Origin of the sequence: Citrobacter sp. RHBSTW-01044 (assembly GCF_013781945.1) — a bacterium.
In the GTDB taxonomy this organism is placed as follows: domain Bacteria; phylum Pseudomonadota; class Gammaproteobacteria; order Enterobacterales; family Enterobacteriaceae; genus Citrobacter; species Citrobacter braakii.
This window is the reverse complement of sequence record NZ_CP056180.1, coordinates 1,318,232-1,342,275: the sequence shown is the minus strand read 5'-3', so window position 1 is coordinate 1,342,275 and position 24,044 is coordinate 1,318,232. Positions and strand designations below refer to the sequence as shown.

At 52.2% G+C, this 24,044-nt stretch carries 18 protein-coding genes; 4 read left to right on the top strand and 14 right to left on the bottom strand.

Annotation, left to right across the window (positions count from 1 at the left end; genetic code table 11):
• The first annotated feature begins 36 nt into the window (after window positions 1–36).
• Both ppk1 and ppx read left to right on the top strand, forming a co-directional pair.
• Complete coding sequence (gene ppk1 / locus HV352_RS06370) at window positions 37–2,103, top strand: polyphosphate kinase 1 (protein ID WP_003835119.1); 2,067 nt, start codon at window positions 37–39, stop codon at window positions 2,101–2,103.
• 4 nt (window positions 2,104–2,107) lie between these two features.
• On the top strand, window positions 2,108–3,649 hold the full coding sequence (gene ppx, locus HV352_RS06365; protein WP_075847658.1) for an exopolyphosphatase: 1,542 nt from the start codon (window positions 2,108–2,110) through the stop codon (window positions 3,647–3,649).
• Here ppx and HV352_RS06360 read toward each other — a convergent pair.
• The gene (locus tag HV352_RS06360; protein WP_103284106.1) at window positions 3,629–5,899 is read right to left on the bottom strand and encodes a sensor domain-containing phosphodiesterase; all 2,271 of its coding nucleotides are present in this window, start codon (window positions 5,897–5,899) and stop codon (window positions 3,629–3,631) included. The two genes, ppx and HV352_RS06360, sit on opposite strands and share 21 nt — an antisense overlap.
• Before the next feature lie 350 nt (window positions 5,900–6,249).
• On the opposite strand from HV352_RS06360, the gene HV352_RS06355 reads away from it, so the two are divergent.
• Window positions 6,250–6,453 carry a YfgG family protein gene (locus tag HV352_RS06355; protein WP_049041558.1) on the top strand — a complete coding sequence of 68 codons (204 nt, stop codon included), beginning with the start codon at window positions 6,250–6,252 and terminating at the stop codon, window positions 6,451–6,453.
• A 555-nt stretch (window positions 6,454–7,008) separates the two neighbouring features.
• Here HV352_RS06355 and guaA read toward each other — a convergent pair.
• Both guaA and guaB read right to left on the bottom strand, forming a co-directional pair.
• Entirely contained in the window at window positions 7,009–8,586 is a 1,578-nt protein-coding gene (gene guaA, locus HV352_RS06350) for a glutamine-hydrolyzing GMP synthase (protein WP_016153990.1), read from the bottom strand.
• 63 nt (window positions 8,587–8,649) lie between these two features.
• Window positions 8,650–10,116, bottom strand: coding sequence for an IMP dehydrogenase (gene guaB / locus HV352_RS06345; RefSeq protein WP_019077375.1), 1,467 nt, complete (start codon window positions 10,114–10,116; stop codon window positions 8,650–8,652).
• A 160-nt stretch (window positions 10,117–10,276) separates the two neighbouring features.
• Between guaB and xseA the strand changes: the two genes are divergently transcribed.
• A complete protein-coding gene (gene xseA, locus HV352_RS06340) occupies window positions 10,277–11,650 on the top strand; it encodes an exodeoxyribonuclease VII large subunit (RefSeq protein WP_016157124.1) in 1,374 nt (457 codons plus the stop codon).
• Here xseA and HV352_RS06335 read toward each other — a convergent pair.
• The 11 genes from HV352_RS06335 to ndk form a co-directional block, all read right to left on the bottom strand.
• Complete coding sequence (locus HV352_RS06335; RefSeq protein WP_016157125.1) at window positions 11,647–11,862, bottom strand: zinc ribbon domain-containing protein; 216 nt, start codon at window positions 11,860–11,862, stop codon at window positions 11,647–11,649. The two genes, xseA and HV352_RS06335, sit on opposite strands and share 4 nt — an antisense overlap.
• Before the next feature lie 51 nt (window positions 11,863–11,913).
• Complete coding sequence (locus HV352_RS06330) at window positions 11,914–12,996, bottom strand: Gfo/Idh/MocA family oxidoreductase (protein WP_181635292.1); 1,083 nt, start codon at window positions 12,994–12,996, stop codon at window positions 11,914–11,916.
• 63 nt (window positions 12,997–13,059) lie between these two features.
• Window positions 13,060–14,601 (bottom strand): peptide MFS transporter, encoded by a 1,542-nt coding sequence (locus HV352_RS06325; protein WP_016157127.1) that lies wholly within the window; start codon window positions 14,599–14,601, stop codon window positions 13,060–13,062.
• Window positions 14,602–14,901: 300 nt separating this feature from the next.
• Entirely contained in the window at window positions 14,902–16,374 is a 1,473-nt protein-coding gene (gene der / locus HV352_RS06320; protein ID WP_016153996.1) for a ribosome biogenesis GTPase Der, read from the bottom strand.
• A 118-nt stretch (window positions 16,375–16,492) separates the two neighbouring features.
• Window positions 16,493–17,671, bottom strand: a complete 1,179-nt coding sequence (bamB, locus tag HV352_RS06315; protein ID WP_016153997.1) for an outer membrane protein assembly factor BamB — start codon at window positions 17,669–17,671, stop codon at window positions 16,493–16,495.
• Window positions 17,672–17,681: 10 nt separating this feature from the next.
• Window positions 17,682–18,302, bottom strand: a complete 621-nt coding sequence (locus tag HV352_RS06310; RefSeq protein ID WP_016157128.1) for a YfgM family protein — start codon at window positions 18,300–18,302, stop codon at window positions 17,682–17,684.
• A 13-nt stretch (window positions 18,303–18,315) separates the two neighbouring features.
• Window positions 18,316–19,590, bottom strand: coding sequence for a histidine--tRNA ligase (hisS, locus tag HV352_RS06305; protein WP_019077380.1), 1,275 nt, complete (start codon window positions 19,588–19,590; stop codon window positions 18,316–18,318).
• A gap of 110 nt (window positions 19,591–19,700) precedes the next feature.
• On the bottom strand, window positions 19,701–20,819 hold the full coding sequence (ispG, locus tag HV352_RS06300; protein ID WP_016154000.1) for a flavodoxin-dependent (E)-4-hydroxy-3-methylbut-2-enyl-diphosphate synthase: 1,119 nt from the start codon (window positions 20,817–20,819) through the stop codon (window positions 19,701–19,703).
• 26 nt (window positions 20,820–20,845) lie between these two features.
• Window positions 20,846–21,835 (bottom strand): cytoskeleton protein RodZ, encoded by a 990-nt coding sequence (gene rodZ, locus HV352_RS06295; protein ID WP_181635291.1) that lies wholly within the window; start codon window positions 21,833–21,835, stop codon window positions 20,846–20,848.
• Window positions 21,836–22,119: 284 nt separating this feature from the next.
• Entirely contained in the window at window positions 22,120–23,286 is a 1,167-nt protein-coding gene (locus tag HV352_RS06290; protein ID WP_016154002.1) for a bifunctional tRNA (adenosine(37)-C2)-methyltransferase TrmG/ribosomal RNA large subunit methyltransferase RlmN, read from the bottom strand.
• Between the two features lie 256 nt (window positions 23,287–23,542).
• On the bottom strand, window positions 23,543–23,974 hold the full coding sequence (gene ndk, locus HV352_RS06285) for a nucleoside-diphosphate kinase (protein WP_003037710.1): 432 nt from the start codon (window positions 23,972–23,974) through the stop codon (window positions 23,543–23,545).
• Window positions 23,975–24,044: the final 70 nt, after the last annotated feature.

The window sequence follows — 24,044 nt, the reverse complement described above, 5'->3', positions numbered from 1 at the left end:
GTAGTGTCCCGTGAATGAAACGGAGTAAAAGTTGTAATGGGTCAGGAAAAGCTATACATCGAGAAAGAACTCAGCTGGTTAGCGTTCAACGAACGTGTACTCCAGGAAGCTGCTGATAAGTCAAACCCGTTGATCGAACGGATGCGTTTCTTAGGCATCTATTCCAATAATCTCGACGAGTTTTATAAGGTTCGTTTTGCCGAACTGAAACGCCGAATCATTATTAGCGAAGAACAGGGTTCAAACTCTCACTCCCGCCATCTGTTAGGTAAAATCCAGGCCCGCGTATTAAAAGCCGATCAGGAATTTGACGGCCTGTACAACGAGTTGCTGCTGGAGATGGCGCGCAACCAGATTTTCCTTATCAATGAACGTCAGTTGTCGGTCAATCAACAGAGCTGGTTACGCCACTACTTCAAACAATATCTTCGCCAGCACATTACACCGATCCTGATCAACCGCGAGACGGATTTAGTTCAGTTTCTGAAAGATGACTACACCTATCTGGCGGTGGAAATTATCCGCGGCGATACGATCCGCTACGCGCTGCTGGAAATCCCTTCCGACAAGGTTCCCCGTTTTGTGAATCTACCGCCGGAAACCCCGCGCCGTCGCAAACCGATGATCCTGCTGGACAACATCTTACGCTACTGCCTTGACGACATTTTCAAAGGGTTCTTTGATTACGATGCGCTGAACGCCTATTCGATGAAAATGACTCGCGACGCCGAATACGATTTGGTGCACGAGATGGAATCGAGCCTGATGGAGCTGATGTCGTCCAGCCTGAAACAGCGTCTGACCGCAGAGCCTGTACGTTTTGTCTATCAGCGCGACATGCCCAATGCGCTGGTCGAGGTACTGCGTGAAAAGCTGACGATTTCTCGCTACGACTCGATTGTTCCCGGCGGGCGTTACCATAACTTCAAAGACTTTATTAATTTCCCCAACGTTGGCAAAGCTAACCTGGTGAACAAACCGCTGCCGCGTTTGCGCCATATCTGGTTCGATAACGAGAAGTTTCGTAACGGCTTTGACGCCGTTCGCGAACGCGACGTGCTGCTATATTATCCGTATCACACTTTTGAGCACGTTCTTGAACTGTTGCGCCAGGCCTCTTTCGACCCGAGCGTGCTGGCGATAAAAATCAACATCTACCGTGTGGCCAAAGACTCGCGCATCATTGATTCGATGATCCATGCTGCGCACAACGGTAAGAAAGTCACCGTGGTGGTGGAGTTGCAGGCTCGCTTTGATGAAGAAGCCAACATTCATTGGGCCAAGCGTCTTACCGAGGCTGGCGTTCACGTCATCTTCTCCGCGCCGGGCCTGAAAATTCACGCCAAATTGTTCCTTATCTCGCGTAAAGAAGGTGATGAAGTTGTGCGCTATGCGCATATCGGGACGGGGAACTTCAACGAAAAAACGGCGCGTCTCTATACCGACTACTCGTTACTTACCGCCGACTCACGCATTACCAACGAGGTTCGTCGGGTGTTCAACTTCATCGAGAACCCGTATCGTCCGGTGACGTTCGATTATCTGCTGGTATCTCCGCAGAACTCGCGCCGTTTGCTGTACGCGATGATTGACAAAGAAATCGCCAACGCGCAGCAAGGACAGCCTTCCGGTATCACCCTAAAACTGAATAACCTGGTCGATAAAGGCCTGGTTGATCGTCTCTATGCGGCCTCAAGCTCAGGCGTGCCAGTCAATCTATTGATTCGCGGTATGTGCTCTTTGATTCCGAACCTGGAAGGCATTAGCGACAATATTCGCGTGATAAGCATAGTTGACCGCTACCTTGAACACGACCGGGTTTATATCTTCGAAAACGGTGGCGACAAGCAGGTATACCTCTCCTCCGCAGACTGGATGACCAGGAATATCGACTATCGCATCGAAGTCGCCACACCGCTGCTGGACCCGCGTCTTAAGCAACGGGTGCTGGATATTATCGATATCCTGTTCAGCGACACGGTGAAGGCTCGCTTCATCGATAAAGAACTCAGTAATCGCTACGTACCGCGCGGAAACCGCCGTAAGGTTCAGTCACAATTGGCGATATACGACTACATCAAATCACTCGAGCAACCTGACTAACGCTATGCCAATACACGACAAGACTCCACGACCGCAGGAATTTGCTGCGGTCGACCTTGGTTCAAACAGTTTCCATATGGTCATTGCCCGCGTGGTTGATGGCGCAATGCAGATTATCGGGCGACTGAAACAGCGCGTTCATCTGGCGGATGGCCTCGGCGAAGATAACAAGCTGAGCGAAGAGGCAATGGAGCGCGGATTAAGCTGCCTGTCGCTGTTCGCCGAACGTCTGCAGGGCTTTCCCCCATCAAGCGTATGCATCGTGGGAACCCATACTTTGCGTCAGGCGCTAAATGCGACCGATTTTCTCAAGCGAGCAGAAAAAGTTATCCCCTACCCGATTGAGATTATTTCCGGTAATGAAGAAGCCCGACTGATTTTTATGGGCGTGGAGCACACCCAGCCGGAAAAGGGTCGTAAGCTGGTTATTGATATCGGCGGTGGTTCAACAGAACTGGTGATCGGCGAAGATTTCGAGCCCAAACTGGTGGAAAGTCGTCGTATGGGCTGCGTCAGTTTTGCTCAGATGTATTTCCCGGACGGCGCTATTAGTCGGGAAAACTTCCAGCGTGCGCGCATGGCGGCAGCGCAAAAGCTTGAAACCTTAACCTGGCAGTTTCGCATTCAGGGCTGGAACGTTGCGCTGGGCGCGTCGGGCACGATTAAAGCGGCACACGAAGTGCTGCTGGAGATGGGTGAGAAAGATGGTTTTATCACCCCCGAACGCCTGGACAAACTGCGAACCGAAGTGCTGAAGCATGCGTCATTCGATGCGCTCAGCCTGCCGGGGCTGTCTGAAGAGCGAAAAGCGGTGTTTGTGCCGGGACTCGCGATTCTGTGCGGCGTTTTTGACGCACTGGCTATCCGCGAACTCCGCCTTTCTGATGGCGCACTACGCGAAGGCGTGCTGTATGAGATGGAAGGTCGTTTTCGCCACCAGGACGTTCGCAGTCGTACCGCGAGCAGCCTGGCGAACCAGTACAATATCGACAGCGAACAGGCCCGGCGCGTACTGGAAACGACGATGCAAATGTACGACCAGTGGCATACGCAGCAGCCAAAGCTGGCCAATCCACAACTGGAAGCGTTGCTGCGCTGGGCGGCGATGCTGCATGAGGTTGGGCTGAACATCAACCACAGCGGTTTACATCGCCACTCGGCGTATATCCTCCAAAACAGCGATTTACCGGGTTTCAATCAGGAACAACAGCTGATGATGGCAACCCTGGTTCGATATCATCGCAAAGCGGTGAAACTGGATGATTTGCCCCGCTTTACGCTGTTCAAGAAAAAACAGTTTCTGCCGTTAATTCAGCTGTTGCGCCTGGGCGTGCTGCTGAATAATCAGCGACAGGCGACCACCACGCCACCGACGCTGACCCTAATTACCGACGACAACCACTGGACCTTACGCTTTCCGCATGACTGGTTTAGCCAGAATGCGCTGGTGCTGCTCGATCTGGAAAAAGAGCAGCAATACTGGGAAGCCGTTACCGGCTGGCGACTCAAAATTGAAGAAGAGAGTTCACCCGATATCGCCGCATAAGCTCTCAGCAGGTGCCAGTTCTTCTGGCACCTGTTCTTCCAGCATTTCATGCAACGGCTGCGGTTTACCAATCAGATACCCCTGCATGTAATCAATCCCCAGCGAAATTACCGCACTGCGTATTTCTTCGCTTTCGACGTACTCCGCGACCACCAGCATTCTTTTCATCCGCGCCAGATGGCAAATAGAGGCCACGATTTGATAGTCGAGGCTATTCGAAACGATGTTGCGAATAAAGCTGCCATCAATTTTCAGGATATCGGCATTCACATTCTTCAGCCGCGCATAGCTGGCATATCCGGTACCAAAATCATCAATCGCAATCTGACAGCCCAATGATTGCAGCTGCAGTAACGTTGCCTGCGCCTGTTCCGCATTGGTTAAGGCATTGCTTTCCGTTACTTCAAAAATCAGTTGCCACGGTTCAACTTTGTACTTAATCAGCAGTTGGTTGATGTCATGCGGAAGCCGGGCACGGCATACCGATGTGGGAGATAAGTTAATAGCAAACCGACGAGCGGGCATTTTTTCCCGATTCTGCGCCATAAACTTCAGCGTATTTTCAATCACCCACAGATCGATGCTGGATGACAATCCAAACTCATGCGCTACCGGTAAGAAGCTGTCAGGACCGATGGTTTCACCATCATCCCCCTCTAGCCGCAGCAGAATTTCATGATAAACATCGCCGCGCACGCCTGAAATCGGCTGCGCCATCAGGAAAAAGCGATGGTGCTCCAGCGCCAGTTGCAGACGATTCATCATCGCAACCTTATCTTTCAGGTCACGTTGCAGGTGCATCACGCCTCGGCGCTGCAAATTCTCTGGCGCATTGGTCGCCAGAGAAAGCTCGGCGATGGTGCTTAACTCCCCCAGTAACAAGTAGATGTGATTAACAGGAGAACGGACATAGCAAAAACTAATCCCCACCTGCGGCTGTAAAGGCATGCCATCCCAGATAAAACGAAACTGCTTGATATGCCTGTCCAGCGCTTCAATACGCTCCTGATACGACTCGGTGTTAAAACGCAGAACTAAATCATTACCCGATAACTGATAGACATGCTCATCTTGTTTCAGCAATGGCTTTACCCACTGGGCAAGTTTTTGCTTGTACTGGATACGCAGCATAATGCCGTAATTTTTCACCAGCAGTTCCATACCCGGAACACTCAAAAAGCAAAGCACTGACCATGGCGCTTTTCTCAAATCCCGGTTCAAAGCGCGCAAATTCGGAATATGCACCATGGGGTCAAAGAAGGCCAGACGATGAGAATGTCTGGCGACAATTCTCTGGCGCGTTGCCAGTACGGCAATAAAATTCACGATGAAGGAGAAAACCAGGTAACTCGATGAGGTAATGGCAAGTTGCACATCGTAACCCGAATACCAGGGCATATAGCGTTGATAATAATGAATTGCTGTAATGAGTACGAGCATCCATATTAACGAAATAAATTTATAACCGTAACGCATAGCTCCCCATAGCATGACGGGCAGCATCAGTGACAAGGTATAATTCGTGCTAAATATTGAGCTTTTCTCATCTAGCGGCATACACAACAATGTCATTAGTATGGTCAATATAATCAGCCAGACCGCAAACTCTGTTTTGGTAACTTTGGTATCAAACTGCTGCTTTAACTGAGATAAATAACCTCTGATATACAAAGGATTACGAATCGTGCGAATTATTAAGTAGCACAGTGGAACCCCAACCAGATTCCCGGCCAGCATGGCCTGATAGTTGATCAACGTGCCGGTATTAAGGGGCATAACGCCCACCATGCCGGATTTGCTCTCATAGACGCCCACAAACGCGGCGAAATGGAAGAATAGCAGAAACAGCGTTGCCGGGCAGAAAACCTGCCAAAACATGTGCTGAAACATCAGGTGGGAGTCACCGTAAGAAACGTTATTCCGCCGGGGAGCAAAAACTTTATACCCTCCCCAACTAAGCACTATCGTAACTATAAAGTGCGAAATTATTGAGAGCATTTCAAATAACCCAACCTGCGGATATTTGTACCAGATGATGGAAATGATAATTCCTGGTAATGCCGCCCAGCCAAAAAACAACATCAGACTAATCATCAGCGCTAAAGGCAGGTAGAAAAGAATTACGTTCCCGGTACTAATATGGGCATAGGTGTTAGCAGTGCTCAATATAGGCAACAGCAAAGAAGGCAAGATGAGAGGTAACGCCCACCATTTATCTCTAATACCAATATAATTTTTATTGAGTTTCATAGATGCTCAGTAGAATCCCGCACATCCTGCAGGGGGTATTCGGACAGGCATCCCACCTGACGTTAAAACGATAAAGTTAAATACATTAAAATGACTCATCAATTTTAGTTCTCAGCAAAGGGTGATGCTTGATACACATCAATAAATAAGTCCCTCATTAATCAATTATTACTCTTTTCATGGTTTTTTATCGTTATCTCATTATTAATGCAAATAATAATATTAATTTCCATAACATAAATAGATAAAACAACTGAAGCAATTTTACATAAGGAAAAATTGACCATTCCCTCACAGTATGCCTTAATGTGACTATCGCCCTCAGTTGGGTACACTACAAGGAACCTTTTGTGAGCCAGGTTACCAGCCTACGCAAACGACACCGATTTAACAGTCGCATGATCCGGATCGTACTGCTTATCAGCTTTCTTTTCTTCTTCGGACGCTTCGTCTACTCCGCCATAGGTGCGTGGCACCACCACCAGAACAAAAAAGAAACTCAGCAGATCACCCTGCCGCAACAGGCATCTCCTGCACAAACTGACGTACGCTGATCGCTCGCGCCGAGGATCCCCCCAGCATTAAGATTCCTTACCGGATGGCTAATCGCCTGACATTTAACCATCCGGTAAGGGATTTGAGTGATGAAACTTCACGCAGTCTTGCCCGCCCACACGTGCTGATATATCGGATAATCAACCGTGTTTTTCGCACAAATACACCATCTTTTAATCCCACTTCACCGCGCCATTCGCGCTGATTTTTTACGTTCCAGTGTACTGGATATAAAAAAGAGACACTGCGCTCAAATAGACGCTAATTAATATCGCCAGAAAATATCACTGACTAAAACATTCATATTTAGCATAAATTTAAATGCTTATCTGAATTGTTACCGTTATTAAATTCTACAGGGTAATACCCTGAGTATTTTTCATTATTTCCGTAAATAAGAAGCGGTGTTGAATGGAACGCAGACGTTAAGTGTGTGATTAACCCTACTATCGAGCAGGACTGTCGCATCGATAAAATTCGCGCAATAAAAAGCCCTCTGTAAAAAGAGGGCTTTTACATACTACCGGTTCAGAAACCGCTAAACGGGAGGAATATCATTCCCACTCAATCGTAGCTGGCGGCTTACCGCTGATGTCATACACCACGCGGGAAATACCGTTAACTTCGTTGATAATGCGGTTAGAGACACGGCCTAAGAAGTCATACGGCAGGTGCGCCCAGTGCGCGGTCATAAAGTCGATGGTTTCAACAGCACGCAGGGAAACAACCCAGTCGTACTTACGGCCATCGCCCATGACGCCAACGGAACGTACCGGCAGGAACACGGTGAACGCCTGGCTCACTTTGTTGTACAGGTCAGCGTTGTGCAGTTCCTCAATGAAGATAGCATCCGCACGGCGCAGCAGGTCGCAGTACTCTTTCTTCACTTCGCCCAGCACGCGTACGCCCAGACCCGGACCCGGGAATGGGTGACGGTACAGCATGTCGTACGGCAGACCAAGCTCCAGACCAATCTTACGCACTTCGTCTTTGAACAGCTCACGCAGCGGTTCAACCAGACCCATCTTCATCTCTTTCGGCAAACCGCCCACGTTGTGGTGAGATTTGATGACGTGCGCTTTACCAGTGGCAGAAGCCGCGGATTCGATCACGTCCGGATAGATGGTTCCCTGCGCCAGCCACTTAACGTCTTCCAGCTTCAGCGCTTCTTCGTCGAAGACTTCCACGAACACGCGGCCGATGATTTTACGTTTAGCTTCCGGATCGTTCTCGCCTTTCAGCGCGTCCAGGAAACGCTTTTCACCTTCAACATGAATGATGTTCAGGCCGAAATGGTCGCCGAACATATCCATCACCTGCTGAGCTTCGTTGAGACGCAGCAGACCGTTGTCGACGAACACACAGGTCAGGTTTTTGCCAATTGCACGGTGCAGCAGCATCGCGGTGACGGAGGAGTCAACGCCGCCGGAGAGGCCGAGGATCACTTTATCAGTGCCAACCTGCTCACGAATGCGGGCAACGGCGTCATCGATAATTTTTGCCGGGGTCCACAGCGCTTCACACTGGCAGATGTCGCGCACAAAACGCTCCAGCATGCGCATCCCCTGACGGGTATGGGTAACTTCCGGGTGAAACTGCACACCGTAGAAACGTTTTTCCTCGTGCGCCATGATGGCGAATGGGCAGTTGTCGGTGCTGGCAACGGTCACGAAACCTTCTGGAATAGCGGTCACTTTGTCGCCGTGGCTCATCCACACATCCAGCAGTGGTTTGCCGTCTGCGGTCAGAGAGTCTTCAATACCGCGGATCAGCGCGCTGTCGGTCTGAACTTCAACCTGCGCATAGCCGAATTCACGTTCGTTAGAACCTTCAACATGACCACCGAGCTGCATTGCCATAGTCTGCATGCCGTAGCACACGCCGAACACAGGCACGCCCGCAGTGAAAACGTATTCCGGCGCACGCGGGCTGTTTTCTTCAGTGGTGCTTTCCGGACCACCGGAAAGAATGATACCGCTTGGGTTGAATTCGCGAATTTGTGCTTCCGTAACATCCCACGCCCACAGTTCACAATAGACGCCCAGTTCACGTACGCGACGAGCAACCAGCTGAGTGTACTGAGATCCGAAATCAAGGATGAGAATGCGATGTTTATGAATATTGTCTGTCATTGACGCTAATTCCGAGGCAAGTGAAACAAATTCGCCCGGCATATAGCCGGGCGCGGAAACTTATCAGGAGCCCATGCGGTAGTTAGGGGACTCTTTGGTGATGGTCACATCGTGGACGTGACTTTCCTGAATACCCGCACCGCTGATACGTACAAACTCTGCTTTTGTTCGCAGCGCGTCGATAGTACCACAGCCGGTCAGACCCATACAGGAGCGCAGGCCACCCATCTGCTGGTGAATGATCTCTTTCAGGCGACCTTTATACGCAACGCGACCTTCGATACCTTCCGGGACCAGTTTGTCAGCGGCGTTATCGCTTTGGAAATAACGGTCGGAAGAACCTTTGGACATCGCGCCCAAAGAGCCCATACCACGGTATGATTTGTAAGAACGGCCCTGATACAGTTCGATTTCGCCCGGAGATTCTTCAGTCCCCGCCAGCATAGAGCCAACCATCACTGCAGAAGCACCCGCAGCGATCGCTTTTGCGATGTCGCCGGAAAAACGAATACCGCCATCGGCAATAACCGGGATACCAGTGCCTTCCAGCGCTTCAACAGCGTCAGAAACGGCGGTGATCTGCGGTACACCGACGCCGGTAACGATACGGGTAGTACAGATGGAGCCTGGGCCGATACCGACTTTAACAGCGCTGCAGCCGGCTTCCGCCAGCGCGCGAGCGCCTGCACCAGTCGCAACGTTCCCCCCGATGATCTGCAGATCCGGGTATTTAGCACGAGTTTCACGGATACGCTGCAGTACGCCTTCTGAATGACCGTGAGAGGAGTCAATCAGCAGAACATCCACGCCAGCGGCAACCAGCGCGTCAACACGCTCTTCGTTACCCGCACCTGCGCCTACAGCAGCCCCAACGCGCAGACGACCATGCTCGTCTTTACAGGCGTTAGGTTTACGTTCCGCTTTCTGGAAATCTTTAACGGTGATCATGCCGAGCAGATGGAAGCTGTCGTCAACAACCAGCGCTTTCTCGACGCGTTTTTCGTGCATTTTGGCAAAGACAACATCGCGTGCTTCGCCTTCACGAACGGTCACCAGACGCTCTTTCGGCGTCATGTAGACGCTAACCGGCTGATTCAGATCAGTCACAAACCGTACGTCACGACCGGTGATGATGCCGACCAGTTCGTTATCTTCAGTCACTACCGGGTAGCCTGCGAAACCGTTACGCTCGGTCAGTTCTTTTACTTCGCGCAGAGTGGTGGTTGGCAGTACGGTTTGTGGGTCGGTCACGACGCCAGATTCATGTTTCTTCACGCGACGAACTTCTTCCGCCTGGCGCTCAATAGACATGTTTTTGTGGATAAAACCGATGCCGCCTTCCTGAGCCAGGGCAATTGCCAGGCGCGCTTCCGTCACGGTGTCCATTGCTGCGGAGAGCATAGGAATGTTCAGGCGAATGGTTTTCGTCAACTGGGTGCTGAGATCAGCAGTATTCGGCAGAACAGTAGAATGAGCGGGAACGAGGAGGACGTCGTCAAACGTCAGGGCTTCTTTTGCGATACGTAGCATGGGCAATATCTCACCTGGGAGGTTATTAAATATTGCCGCGGCATTATACAGAGCGTAACCGATTGCATCCACACTTTTTTGCAAAAAAACCTTGCGCTCCTCTGTGAGCATGTTACTTTCGACTGAATAACTTGCTGATTTAGAATTTGATCCCGCTCACATGTTATCCTCTCAGACCACCTCAATTTTTACCGTAAGCCGCCTGAATCAGACGGTTCGTTTGCTGCTTGAGCAGGAAATGGGACAAGTGTGGATCAGCGGTGAAATTTCGAATTTCACGCAGCCGTCCTCCGGTCACTGGTATTTCACGCTCAAAGATGACACCGCTCAGGTACGCTGCGCGATGTTTCGCAACAGCAATCGCCGGGTAACGTTCCGACCACAGCACGGTCAGCAGGTACTGGTACGCGCCAACATTACATTGTACGAGCCGCGCGGCGACTATCAGATAATTGTTGAGAGCATGCAGCCAGCGGGCGAAGGTTTGCTGCAGCAAAAATATGAGCAACTCAAGGCCAAACTGCAGGGTGAAGGGCTATTCGATCAGCAGTTCAAAAAAACGCTGCCCTCACCGGCCCACTGCGTCGGAGTAATCACCTCTAAAACCGGCGCCGCGCTGCACGATATCCTCCACGTCCTGAAACGTCGCGACCCTTCCCTGCCCGTTATTATCTACCCGACCGCAGTCCAGGGCGATGATGCGCCAGGGCAGATCGTTCGGGCCATTGAACTGGCGAACGCGCGGGGCGAGTGCGATGTGCTGATCGTCGGGCGCGGCGGCGGCTCGCTGGAAGATTTGTGGAGCTTTAACGACGAACGTGTTGCACGGGCGATCTTTGCCAGCCGCATTCCAGTCGTCAGCGCCGTCGGCCATGAAACCGATGTCACTATTGCCGATTTTATTGCAGATTTACGGGCACCTACGCCGTCGGCGGCAGCAGAAATTGTCAGCCGTAATCAGCTTGAACTGCTGCGTCAAATACAGCATGGTCAGCAGCGTCTGGAGATGGCGATGGATTACTACCTCGCCAATCGTACTCGTCGATTTACCCAGCTTCATCACCGCTTGCAACAGCAGCATCCGCAACTGCGTCTGGCCCGTCAGCAGACCGTGCTGGAACGACTGCGTCAGAGAATGAACTTCGCACTTGAGAATAAGATTAAACAGGCAAATCAGCGTCAGCAGCGCATGCTGCAGCGTCTGAATCAGCAAAACCCGCAGCCGCGTATTTACCGTGCGCAAACACGCATTCAGCAACTGGAATACCGCCTGGCGGAAAATATCCGTGCGCGTTTAAGCGAACAGCGCGAGCGTTTTGGCAACGCGGTTACCCATCTTGAGGCAGTCAGCCCACTGGCCACGCTGGCGCGCGGTTATAGCGTGACGACCGCAAAAGAGGGTGAAGTGCTGAAACAGACTAAACAGGTTACAGCAGGTGATGTGCTCACCACCCGCCTGTCTGACGGATGGGTGGAAAGCGAAGTGAGAGCTGTCACGAAGACAAAGAAAACACGCAGGAAAAAACAGGATTAAAGCGGCACAAACGCCACGCGTTTCTTCGAGATAAGGCCATGACCGTTCTGGCAGAAATAATCCACCGCACCACAGGCTTTAAGCACCTGCAGTGGCTGATTGCACTCCGGGCAGTGCGCTTCTAACTGAATATCTTTATTACAGTTATCACAGTGCGCCATACCGTTTTGCGGCTCCAGCTCTGCATGACAATCCGGGCAAATAATAGACATAGCGACTCCAGTACAGGGATCCATTACTGCGCTGAGTTTAACACGATGCGTTTAATGCCGCCCGCGTAACTGCTGCTGTAACGTTAACAGGCACTCCACTTCCTCCAGCCTGCGCTGCGTCGTGCGGCTCACTTCCTGTGGGCTGCGTTCAAACAGACTTTGCGCGCCCAGAATATGCTCCGCCAGACAATGGGCATATACGCTACCAGGCAGACTCCAGCGTTGTACAACATCACCGTCAATCAATTCGAGCACATCCTCGACACCACAGCGATCATGGCTAATGACACGACCATCGCGCAGACAAAGGCGCAGGCCTTTTTGTCCGCCAGCCGGCCCCGCGTATTTATTCAGCCAGATGTCCAGCGGAATGCCGCTAATCTGTCCCTGCAGATGCGCCTCTCCTTCTGCTGTGGTCAGGTCGCCCTCTACAATATTTCGTCCCAGACGGTCTTTAGCGCTCTTCACCTGCAAGGTCATACTGTCATTACCGCCCAGGTAACGCACTGTTTCACGCAGCATTGCCAGTACATGTGTGCCAATGTCCAGAATCACACCGTCCGGATGACGAAGCTCACGGGTATCCGGCTCACCGGTGGCAAAGTTAAGCGCAATGGGTTCTCCAACAGCGTTAAACCCGCTCGGTTCCTGCAAAAAACCGTCGATTTTAACAATGTGTGAAAAATGAGAGACAAGTGCCTGTTGCGGATTATCGCCCTGCCACTGCGCTCCGAGTTTGCCCAACGCCAGCTGCATTGCGCCATTGCGTGCCATCCAATGGTCGAGTGCCAGCACGCGGTTGGCAGCATCCGGTTGAGTCAGCAGCGTTTTCAGTTTTTCAATTTGGGAAAGCGTGGCGACAAGAGGCTTTTCGACCACAATACGAGCGATGGGAGCCGCCAGCGCCTGTTCAAGCACATCGAGGTGATGCAGGGATGCGGTGGTAATAAACAGGGTATCAAGCGGCATTGCAAGAAGTTCAGCGAGCGACGCACAGCGTGTCACGTCTGCGGGCTGCTTTGCGGGTTGAACATCAAATCCCACACAGCGTAGTGCATCACCGAACATATTACGTAATGCGGGCAAGTATGCCGTTTCAACGACTGCACCAAGCCCAACAAATCCTAACAGCATGCTCTTACCTCGTTAATTGAATAGCCGGGACATAACGTCTGCCCCGGCACAATCGAGGTGTTATCAGGCGCTAGTTGCCGGTTTAGTTTGCGTATTCTCCAGCATGCGACGAATCGGAACAATGAGGATGATCAGTACCGCAGCGCAGATCAGCAGCGCAATCGAGCAGCGTGCGAAGAGATCCGGCAGCATATCCAGTTGGTCAGCCTTCACATGACCGCCAATCAAACCTGCGGCCAGGTTGCCCAGCGCACTGGCGCAGAACCACAGGCCCATCATCTGCCCGCGCATTCTTTCCGGCGCCAGCAGCGTCATTGTCGCCAGACCGATCGGACTCAGGCACAGCTCGCCAAGCGTCAGCATCAGGATACTGCCCACCAGCCAGAATGGAGAAACGCCTGCCCCGCCGTTACTGAGAACGTTTTGCGCCGCCAGCATCATCAGACCGAAGCCTGCCGCCGCAAAGAGGATACCGATAACAAACTTGGTGATGCTACTCGGGCGAATATTCATGCTTGCCAGCTTCGGCCATGCCCAACTGAATACCGGTGCCAGCAGGATAATAAACAGCGCGTTTATCGACTGGAACCAGACCGCCGGGATTTCAAAATCACCGATCATACGGTTAGTGTAGTCGTTGGCGAACAGGTTGAACGAAGTTGGCTTCTGCTCAAACGCGGACCAGAAGAATGCAGCGGAAACCAGCAGGATAAAGCAGACCAGCAGTCTGGCGCGCTCTTTACGGTTCAGACCGGCAAAGATGAACAGGTAGATAAAGTAGAGCGCAACGGAGGCTGCAATCACGTACACCAGCATGCTGGCAACCGCGACCGGATTAATTACAATCACGCCCTGCGCTATCAGCGTAACGATAACCGCCGCACCGACGGCCAGCGCCAGCAGCCACGCGCCCACACCGTTACGTTTCACTACCGGGCTATTCCAGGTGGAGTCGAGCCCCACTTCGCTGTCATAGCGTTTCATTGATGGAACGGCAAATACACGGAAAATGATCAACGCCACCAACATCCCGATACCACCGATGCCAAAGCCCCAGTGCCAGCCGTGGGTTTTAATCAGCCAGCCGGAAATCAGCGGCGCGATAAACGACCCCATGTTGATGCCCATGTAGAACAGCGAGAAACCGCCGTCGCGACGCGCATCGCCTTTTTTGTACAGCGTGCCAACCATGACCGAAATACAGGTCTTAAACAGACCGGAGCCGAGCACGATAAACATCAGACCAATAAAGAACAGGTTGTTCCCCATAATGGCGGAGAGCGCAATTGACAGATGGCCGAGGGCAATCAGGATGGAACCGTACCACACCGCTTTCTGTTGGCCGAGCCAGTTATCCGCCAGCCAGCCACCCGGCAGCGCAGCGAGGTACATCGTACCGGCAAAGATACCCACAATCGCCGAGGCATTTTCACGTGCCAGCCCCATGCCGCCGTCATAAACGGTAGCAGCCATAAACAGGATCAGTAACGGGCGAATGCCATAAAACGAGAAGCGCTCCCACATCTCTGTGAAGAACAGCGAGCCGAGTGGATAAGGATGGCCGAAGAAAGTTCGGCTTTCTTTTTGATTAACAGAGGATTGCATAATTCTCCCGAAAGTTATGTCGTCGTGTGTGTAAACACCGCGATGTACGCCAGCCAGTTACGTATCTGACCGATTTTTTACATGCGGCGAAAATTTATTTAACCATTTGATAACCTAAGGCTAGTTTTGTCTAGTACCAGCCCCCGGACTTTAAGACGAAAACTCGACAAATGTCTACTTTCTTAGATTTAAACTTGGTAAAAAATGAATAGTGATTGACATCGCACGGGCTGAGGCTGGCGATGGAACTTCGAAAAAAAACCCGCGACAAGCACGGGTTTTTATCAGCATCAGCAACGGTTACTTGCTTTTTTTGATGTGTTTTATCAAACGCTTACGTTTACGCATCTGCGTCGGCGTCAGCGTATTACGCTTGTTCGCAAACGGGTTTTCCCCTTCTTTGAACTGAATGCGGATCGGCGTCCCCATCACATCCAAAGACTTACGGAAATAGTTCATCAGATAGCGCTTGTAGGAATCCGGCAGGTCTTTGACCTGGTTGCCGTGAATCACCACGATTGGTGGGTTATAACCACCGGCGTGGGCATATTTCAGCTTCACACGACGACCACGCACCAGCGGCGGCTGATGATCTTCTGCCGCCATAGTCATAATACGCGTCAGCATCGCGGTGCTGACGCGACGGGTGGAGCTGTCATACGCTTCGCGGACCGATTCAAACAGATTACCCACGCCGCTGCCGTGCAGCGCAGAGATGAAGTGTACACGCGCAAAATCAATAAAGCCCAGACGGAAGTCCAAAGTCTCTTTGACCTGCTCTTTCACTTCCTGCGTCAGGCCATCCCACTTGTTGACCACAATAACAAGTGAACGCCCACTATTGAGGATAAAGCCCAGCAGCGACAGGTCCTGATCGGAAATACCTTCGCGCGCGTCAATCACCAGCATCACCACGTTGGCATCTTCAATCGCCTGCAGCGTTTTGATAACTGAGAATTTTTCTACTGCTTCGGTAATTTTGCCGCGCTTACGCACGCCCGCGGTATCAATGAGCACATATTCGCGCTCATCGCGTTGCATCGGGATATAAATACTGTCACGCGTGGTCCCCGGCATGTCGTAAACCACTACGCGGTCTTCGCCGAGAATACGGTTAGTAAGCGTGGACTTACCTACGTTCGGGCGACCAACAATCGCCAGTTTGATCGGCAGATCCTGCGGATTGAAGTCATCTTCAGGCTCTTCTTCGCCGTTCTCTTCGGCTTCCAGTTGCGCCCAATATTCTGCATCTTCATCCACCTCTTCCTGAGGAGCAACGTCATCCATCCACGGCAGCAGAACATGCTCCAGCAGGCTGAGAACGCCACGACCATGGGATGCCGCGATCGGATAAATTTCACCCAGACCCAGCGAGTAGAAATCGACGACCGCCTGATCAGGATCGAGTCCGTCAGTTTTGTTGGCTACCAGGAACGTCGGTTTCTGGCGCGAACGCAGATGTTTCGCAATGGCTTCATCCGCAGGCATCAGGCCAGCACGTGCATCTACCATGAACAGCACAACGTCCGCTTCTTCGATCGCCAACAGCGACTGTTCCGCCATGCGGGTTTCTACACCGTCTTCGGTGCCATCAATACCGCCGGTATCAATACAGATAAACTCGCGGCCTTCAATTTCCGCACGACCGTACTTACGGTCACGAGTCAGACCCGGGAAATCCGCAACCAGCGCATCTCGGGTGCGAGTTAGACGGTTAAATAACGTGGATTTGCCAACGTTAGGGCGCCCGACAAGCGCGACCACAGGTACCATGTTTAAAGCCTCATTTAATAAATCATCAGACAACGGGCACATTTTTTGCGCCGTTGTTAAAAACAGTAAAACGGCCCCTGCACCAGGAGCCGTTTTTCAAAGCGAGCGGCCGGGACGATTAACGCGTAATAGAGTACAGCGTACCGTCTTTCGCCTGGATCAGCAGTTTACCATCAGCAGAGACCGGCTCGGTCAGGAAACCAGAGCTGTCAACTTTCTGCTGGGCGACAAAGCGGCCATCGTCAACGTTAATCCAGTGCAGGTAGCCTTCGCTATCACCCACGACCAGATTGCCGTTATACAATACCGGGGACGTCAGCAGACGGTGCAGCAGATCGCTTTGCGTCCACAGCGTCACACCGCCGTCGGTGGTCAGCGCCAGTACACGGTCGTTCTGGTCAACCAGGTAGATACGGTTACCGTCGACGATGAAATCATTCACTGAGCCCAGTTCACGTTTCCACATGATCTGACCGCTGCGCAGATCCAGCGCCGTCAGGTTACCATTATAAGCCAGCGCGTAGACAACGCCATTGACGATAACCGGCGTGGTATCAACGTCGCTCAGACGATCGATTTCCGTTGGACCTGTCGCCTGAGAAATACGCTGCTGCCAAATCATCTGGCCCTGCTGCATCAGCACGGCGCTTACGCGGCCGTTATCACCGCCAACGATAGCTGCGCCAAAGGCGGTCGCTGGGGCAGATTCGCCGCGCAGAGACAGAGAAGGCATGTCGAGGTTAACGGTCCATTTGATAGCGCCGTCGGCTTCGTTCAGGGCCTGCAACTGACCGTTACTGGTGTGGATTAATACCACGCCATCGCTCACAACAGGACGAGACAGCGCTTCACCGGCAACTTTCGTCTGCCATGCGGTGGTACCATCGCTGGTGTTCAGCGCATAAACCTGCGCTTTTTCGCTGCCAATGTAAACATGGCCACCGGACACGGTTACACCGCCAGAAAGCTGTGCAGATGCGCGGGAGAACCAGCCGTCTTTCTCACCCAGATTAACAGACCAGACTTCTTTGCCGTCGTCCGCATTTAACGCCTTAACGACGCCGGCGCGATCGGCTGCATAGACAACGTTATCCGCCAGCGCAGGATGAAGATTGGAATAGAAATCACCAATACCGTTACCTACAGAGGTGCTCCAGTCCGTAGACGGAGTAAACTGGTTTTCAACCACCGGTAATGGGGACATCTTAACGACATCTTCTTCGCCACTAAACAGTGAACAGCCGCTCAATAGGGTAACGGAAAGCAGCCCTGGCAGAAGTAATTTACGCAATTGCATCGGGTCCCTCTCAGATGGACAAATTATTGATTTTCATCTGCATCATTTCGCTCAGAGCAGGAGAGGCATCGCTTTTCACGCCCGCTTCCCATGCGCTACGCGCACCTTGTTTATCGCCTTTGCTCAGCAATGCTTCACCGCGCAGGTCGGCAACAATGGCCGTCCACCCTTCACCTTTAATGGTGTCGAGTGTTTTCAGCGCGGTATCAGCCTGTTTAAGCTGAACCTGAACACGAGCCAGACGCAGATTAATCACCGCTTTGAGATTCTCATCGCTGGTCGCTGCTAAGCCTTGTTGCAGCTGGCTTGCGGCTTTCTCAAGTTCATTTTGGTCAACAAACTGCTGCGCCAGTTCCAGTGAAGCTAACGCGCCGTAGGTATTTTTGTTTTCTGCGGCAAATTTCTCTGCAGCAGGAAGGCTATCCGGTTTACCCGCGCTAACCGCAGTCACCGTATTTTGATATGCCAGAGAAGCAGAGCGTGCGGACTCCGTCTGATGGCTGGTCCAGTAACGCCAGCCAACCAGCGCGCCAACCCCTAAAATGACCCCAACAGCCAGCGCTTTGCCGTTTTCAGCAAAGAAGCGTTTTACTGCATCAATCTGGTCGTTTTCGTTCTCGTAAATTTCCACGCTGTCCTTCTCCTTAGCCCAGTAGAGTGCGCAAATGCGCGGCAACGCTATCCTGCGCTACTGCCGTTTGCTCACCAGAGCGCAAATCCTTCACTACAACAGTACCGTCAGCCACTTCGGACTCGCCCAGTACCAGTGCAACGCGGGCGCCCCACTTGTCGGCGCGGGCGAACTGTTTCTTAAAGTTGCCGCCACCGTGGTTTGTCATCAGTTTCACACCAGGAACTTCATCGCGCAGACGTTCTGCAAGCCGCATTGCCGCCGACTGCGTATCCGCCCCCGAAGCGACCAGGTATATATCGACAACAGGATCTGCGTTAAATTCCGGATTAACTGCCTGAACTAACAAAACAAGTCGTTCCAGACCCATGGCAAAACCCACGGCCGGCGTTGCGCGACCGCCAAGTTGCTCTACCAGACCGTCGTAACGCCCACCGGCACACACGGTACCCTGAGAGCCCAGGCTGCTGGTGACCCACTCAAATACGGTGCGGTTGTAATAATCAAGACCACGAACCAGACGCTGATTGACGGTGTAGGCAATACCTGCGGATTCCAGCAGTTTGCACAGGCCCGCAAAGTGCTCGCGAGAGTCGTCATCAAGATAGTCGCCCAGCGCAGGTGCGTCGTTGAGCAGCGCCTGTACTTCCGGGTTTTTGGAGTCGAGAACGCGCAGCGGGTTAGTGTACATACGGCGCTTGCAGTCTTCGTCCAGTTTCTCTTTGTGCTGTTCCAGGTAGGCGACCAGCGCATCACGGTAGTTAGCGCGGGCTTCAAGCGAACCAATTGAGTTCAGCTCAAGGCTGACATGCTGAGAAATACCCAGCGCGCGCCACCAGCGAGCGGTCAGCATAATCAGTTCAGCATCGATGTCCGGACCTTGCAGGCCAAACACTTCGACACCCAGCTGATGGAATTGACGATAGCGCCCTTTTTGCGGACGTTCGTGGCGGAACATCGGCCCGATATACCACAGACGCTGTTCCTGATTGTACAGGAGACCATGTTCGATGCCGGCGCGTACGCAGCCCGCAGTCCCTTCAGGACGCAACGTCAGGCTGTCGCCATTACGGTCCTCAAAGGTATACATCTCTTTTTCAACCACGTCGGTGACTTCACCGATCGCGCGTTTGAATAACGGGGTCTGCTCTACAATCGGCAAGCGGATTTCACTGTAACCGTAGCTGCCGAGCACGTTTTTGAGAGTGCCTTCAATGCGCTGCCAGATGGCGGTTTCGCCAGGCAGATAATCGTTCATGCCGCGAATGGCTTGAATGTTTTTTGCCACGTTTATTCTCTTTATGAATATAAAAATGAACCCTCAGCGCTAACCCGAACAATGCGGGCGCCATGCGGGTTCAATCATACACGGGAAGCACGCCGCTTCCCATCACGTTGTTATTTTTCAAGCTGCTGCACGTCAATACGACGCGCTTCGTCCAGGATACTCGCTTTGGCGCGAATGCGGGCTTCAAGCTGCGTAATCATATCGTCGTTATCGAGTCGATCCTTACGCACGCCGTCTTCATACAGACCGCTTTTCTTGTTACCGCCCGTCACGCCCAGCGTAGAAACCAGCGCTTCGCCAGGACCGTTCACCACGCAGCCGATAATCGAAACATCCATTGGCGTAATGATATCTTCCAGACGTTGTTCCAGCGCGTTCACCGTACCGATAACGTCGAACTCCTGACGCGAGCAGGTTGGGCAGGCGATAAAGTTGATCCCGCGCGCACGAATGCGCAGCGATTTCAGGATATCGAAGCCAACCTTGATCTCTTCCACCGGATCCGCTGCCAGAGAGACACGCAGCGTATCGCCGATCCCTTCGGACAACAGCAATCCTAAACCGATCGCTGATTTTACCGCCCCACTGCGTGCACCACCGGCTTCGGTGATCCCCAAATGCAGCGGTTGATCGATCTGTTTCGCCAGCAGGCGATAGGATTCTACGGCGAGGAAAACGTCAGACGCTTTAACGCTGACTTTGAATTGATCGAAGTTCAGACGATCGAGGTGATCCACATGGCGCATAGCGGATTCCAGCAGCGCCTGCGGCGTCGGTTCACCGTATTTTTCCTGCAGATCTTTTTCCAGCGATCCGGCGTTGACGCCGATACGGATAGGAATATTTTTATCACGAGCGCAGTCCACTACCATGCGTATACGCTCTTCATTACCGATATTGCCTGGGTTGATACGCAGGCAATCGACGCCGTATTCCGCCACCTTCAGCGCGATACGATAGTCGAAGTGAATATCGGCAACCAGCGGGACATTAACCTGCTGTTTGATAAGCTTGAACGCTTCTGCGGCATCCATTGTCGGTACAGAGACACGAACAATATCTGCGCCGACGCGTTCCAGCGCTTTGATCTGATTAACCGTCGCTTCCACATCTGTGGTACGCGTATTGGTCATAGACTGTACGGCGATGGGCGCGCCATCGCCGATCGGCACGTTCCCAACGTAAATGCGTGTCGATTTTCTACGTTGAATTGGAGCCTGGTTATGCATTAAAAAATCTCCCGCATTGCCGTCTGTTACTGAGCCGGTGATTGTTCGGCATTAACGGTCAGACGCGCAACCTGGTTAGTTCTGATAAAACGACTCAGATCGACAGGTTTACCCTGGAACTGAATTTGCACTGCCGCCGGAGCGCCAATTTTCAGTTTGTACGGCGCCTGACCCGTCAGATTCAGATTGCCGTCCTTACGCTGCATACCACTGAACAGTTTTTTTCCGGTCGCATCGGTCACTTCCAGCCAGCAATCGGCGGTAAAGTTCATTACCAGTGCGTTAGAATCGGCTGCTGGGGTAGTGACACCCGCCTGGTCAGTTGGCAGCGGCGCCGCGGTAGCTGGCGCTGCAGTTGCGGTATCGACGTTAGCCTGAGAAGGTGCCACAACGGCATTCTGCTGCGCATCAGCGGCAGGTGCCGAGGTTGCAGCAACATCTGGCGTAGGCGCTGCGTCCGCCACCGCGCCATCGTCTGGAGCCGGGGTAGTATCCTGGCCCGCTGCGGCGCTGGTATCTAACGGTACGTTCTGCGCACCATCTTTACCGGCATTCAGCTCAGCGGAGGATTGATCGGCCATGGTGGTGATCTCTTCCTGCTGCGCTTTATGGTTCTGCCACCACCAGGCTCCCGTCAGTCCGACAACGACAAACAGCACCAGCCAGGTAAAGGTCATTAACCAGCCGTCGCGTTTTTTACGACGCTTACCGAGCGAGAAGCTCTGCATCGGTGCGACTTTGGCTGGGCGAATCGGAGCCTGTTTTTCCAGCCCTGGCAACAGTTCTTCTTCAGGAATATGCACCAGACGCGCATAAGAACGGATATACCCGCGCAGGAATGTTGAAGCGAGATCGGCTGGCGCCTTATCTTCTTCAATATCACGTACCGTGGAGACCTTCAGGCAAAGTCGCTCCGCGACTGCCTGCTGGCTGAATCCGAGTTGTTCACGGGCATTGCGCAGACGAACGCCGGTGGATAGTGCTTCATTTTTGTCGTGCGTGGCTTCAGTATTCATTCGCTACAGCTGCGTAAATTTGGGTTCTGATGCCGGCGAGCCACAATGCTCACCCACACCGCGAAACATCTGGTCAGTTAACCTTCGTCAGACAGTATAAAACGGTCAGACTATCAAAGACAAAACAACGTAAACCTGAGGGCTAAAGGCTTGTTGCGCCGTTACATACTGCCTTAAAGTCGACAAAAACGCACCGTTATTATTGACCTCACGAAAACAACAAAGAACCTCATTTGGCTTACGTTGCACTACGGTACATGAATTATACCGTAGTGCACTCAACATCAAACGGTCTTGATATCGATAGCGTCGCCCTGCATACGCTTACGCAGAGTACGCTTGGTACGGTCGATAACGTCACCCGCCAGCTGACCGCAGGCTGCATCGATGTCATCGCCACGTGTTTTACGCACGATGGTAGTGAAACCATAGCTCATCAACACTTTGGAGAAACGATCGATACGGCTGTTAGAGCTACGGCCATACGGCGCGCCAGGGAACGGGTTCCACGGGATCAGGTTAATCTTACACGGCGTATCTTTCAGCAGCTCTGCCAACTGATGCGCGTGTTCAGTACCATCATTGATGTGATCTAACATCACATACTCAATGGTCACACGACCCTGGTTAGCGTTGGATTTCTCCAGATAACGACGAACCGCGCCAAGGAATGTTTCGATATTGTACTTTTTGTTGATAGGTACAATTTCGTCACGAATTTCATCGTTCGGCGCATGCAGAGAAATCGCCAGCGCGACATCAATCATATCGCCCAGCTTATCCAGCGCAGGGACAACGCCTGAGGTGGAGAGCGTGACGCGACGCTTGGACAGCCCAAAACCGAAGTCATCCAGCATGATTTCCATCGCTGGCACCACGTTGGTCAGGTTGAGCAGCGGCTCGCCCATCCCCATCATCACCACGTTGGTGATAGGACGCACGCCCGTTGCTTTCACCGCGCCGACGATTTTCGCCGCACGCCAGACCTGACCAATGATTTCCGACACCCGCAGGTTACGGTTAAAGCCCTGTTGCGCCGTAGAGCAGAATTTACACTCTAATGCACAACCGACCTGTGAAGAAACACACAGGGTCGCGCGATCGTCTTCCGGGATATACACGGTTTCTACGCGCTGATCGCCAACCGCGATGGCCCATTTGATCGTACCGTCAGAGGAACGCTGCTCTTCCACCACTTCCGGGGCGCGAATTTCAGCCACTTCTTTCAGCTTGTTACGCAGCACCTTATTGATGTCAGTCATGTCATCAAAGTTGTCGCTGCAATAGTGGTACATCCACTTCATGACCTGATCGGCACGAAACGGTTTTTCACCCATATCTTTGAAGAATTCGCGCATTTGCTGACGGTTCAGATCCAGCAGGTTGATTTTTCCATTTTTATTTGGAACCGCAGGAATGACGACTTCAGAGGTGTTAACTAATTCAGACATAATTTTTTCCGGCCTCGTTGTTACACGTTGTGGCCCGTGGAGGGTTAAAAAGAAACGCCCCGGCAAGCGTTCTGCTCTTCCGGGGCGTTGCATTGTACAAAGTCTGGCGCAGGGATGCCACGTTTGCACGAAGCATTAGCGAAAATAATATGTAAATCGCTAATTCCTCTCCAAAGGATTTCGCATCGCAGGAAAGCGGCACGTTCGAGCCTCCCTGAAAGCATAGAAAACTATGCGATGTGAAAAACGCAGGAGATTAGCGCGTGCGCGGGCAAACCTCGCCTTCACCGAAGAAATAGGCGATTTCACGCGCGGCAGATTCAACGGAGTCGGAACCGTGAGTACCGTTCTCAGTGAAGCTATCAGCGTAGTCTGCACGCAGAGTACCCGCCAGCGCATTCGCCGGGTTGGTTGCACCCAGCAGATCACGGTGACGCTGTACGGCATTTTCGCTTTCCAGAACAGAAACAACGATTGGACCGGAGGTCATGAATTCAACCAGACCGTCAAAGAACGGCTTACCATCATGCTCAGCATAGAAGCCACGCGCCTGCTCAACGGTCAGGTGCAGCATTTTAGTACCGACAATTTTGAACCCTGCTGCTTCAAAGCGCGCAAAGATGCTCCCAATAACGTTTTTTGCCACCGCGTTTGGTTTGATGATGGAAAAAGTACGTTCAATAGCCATGATTACCTCTGAAAAAGATGTTTTGTTGTTGTTTACCTGGCGCGGATTATAAAGAGCATCCCGGCAATTG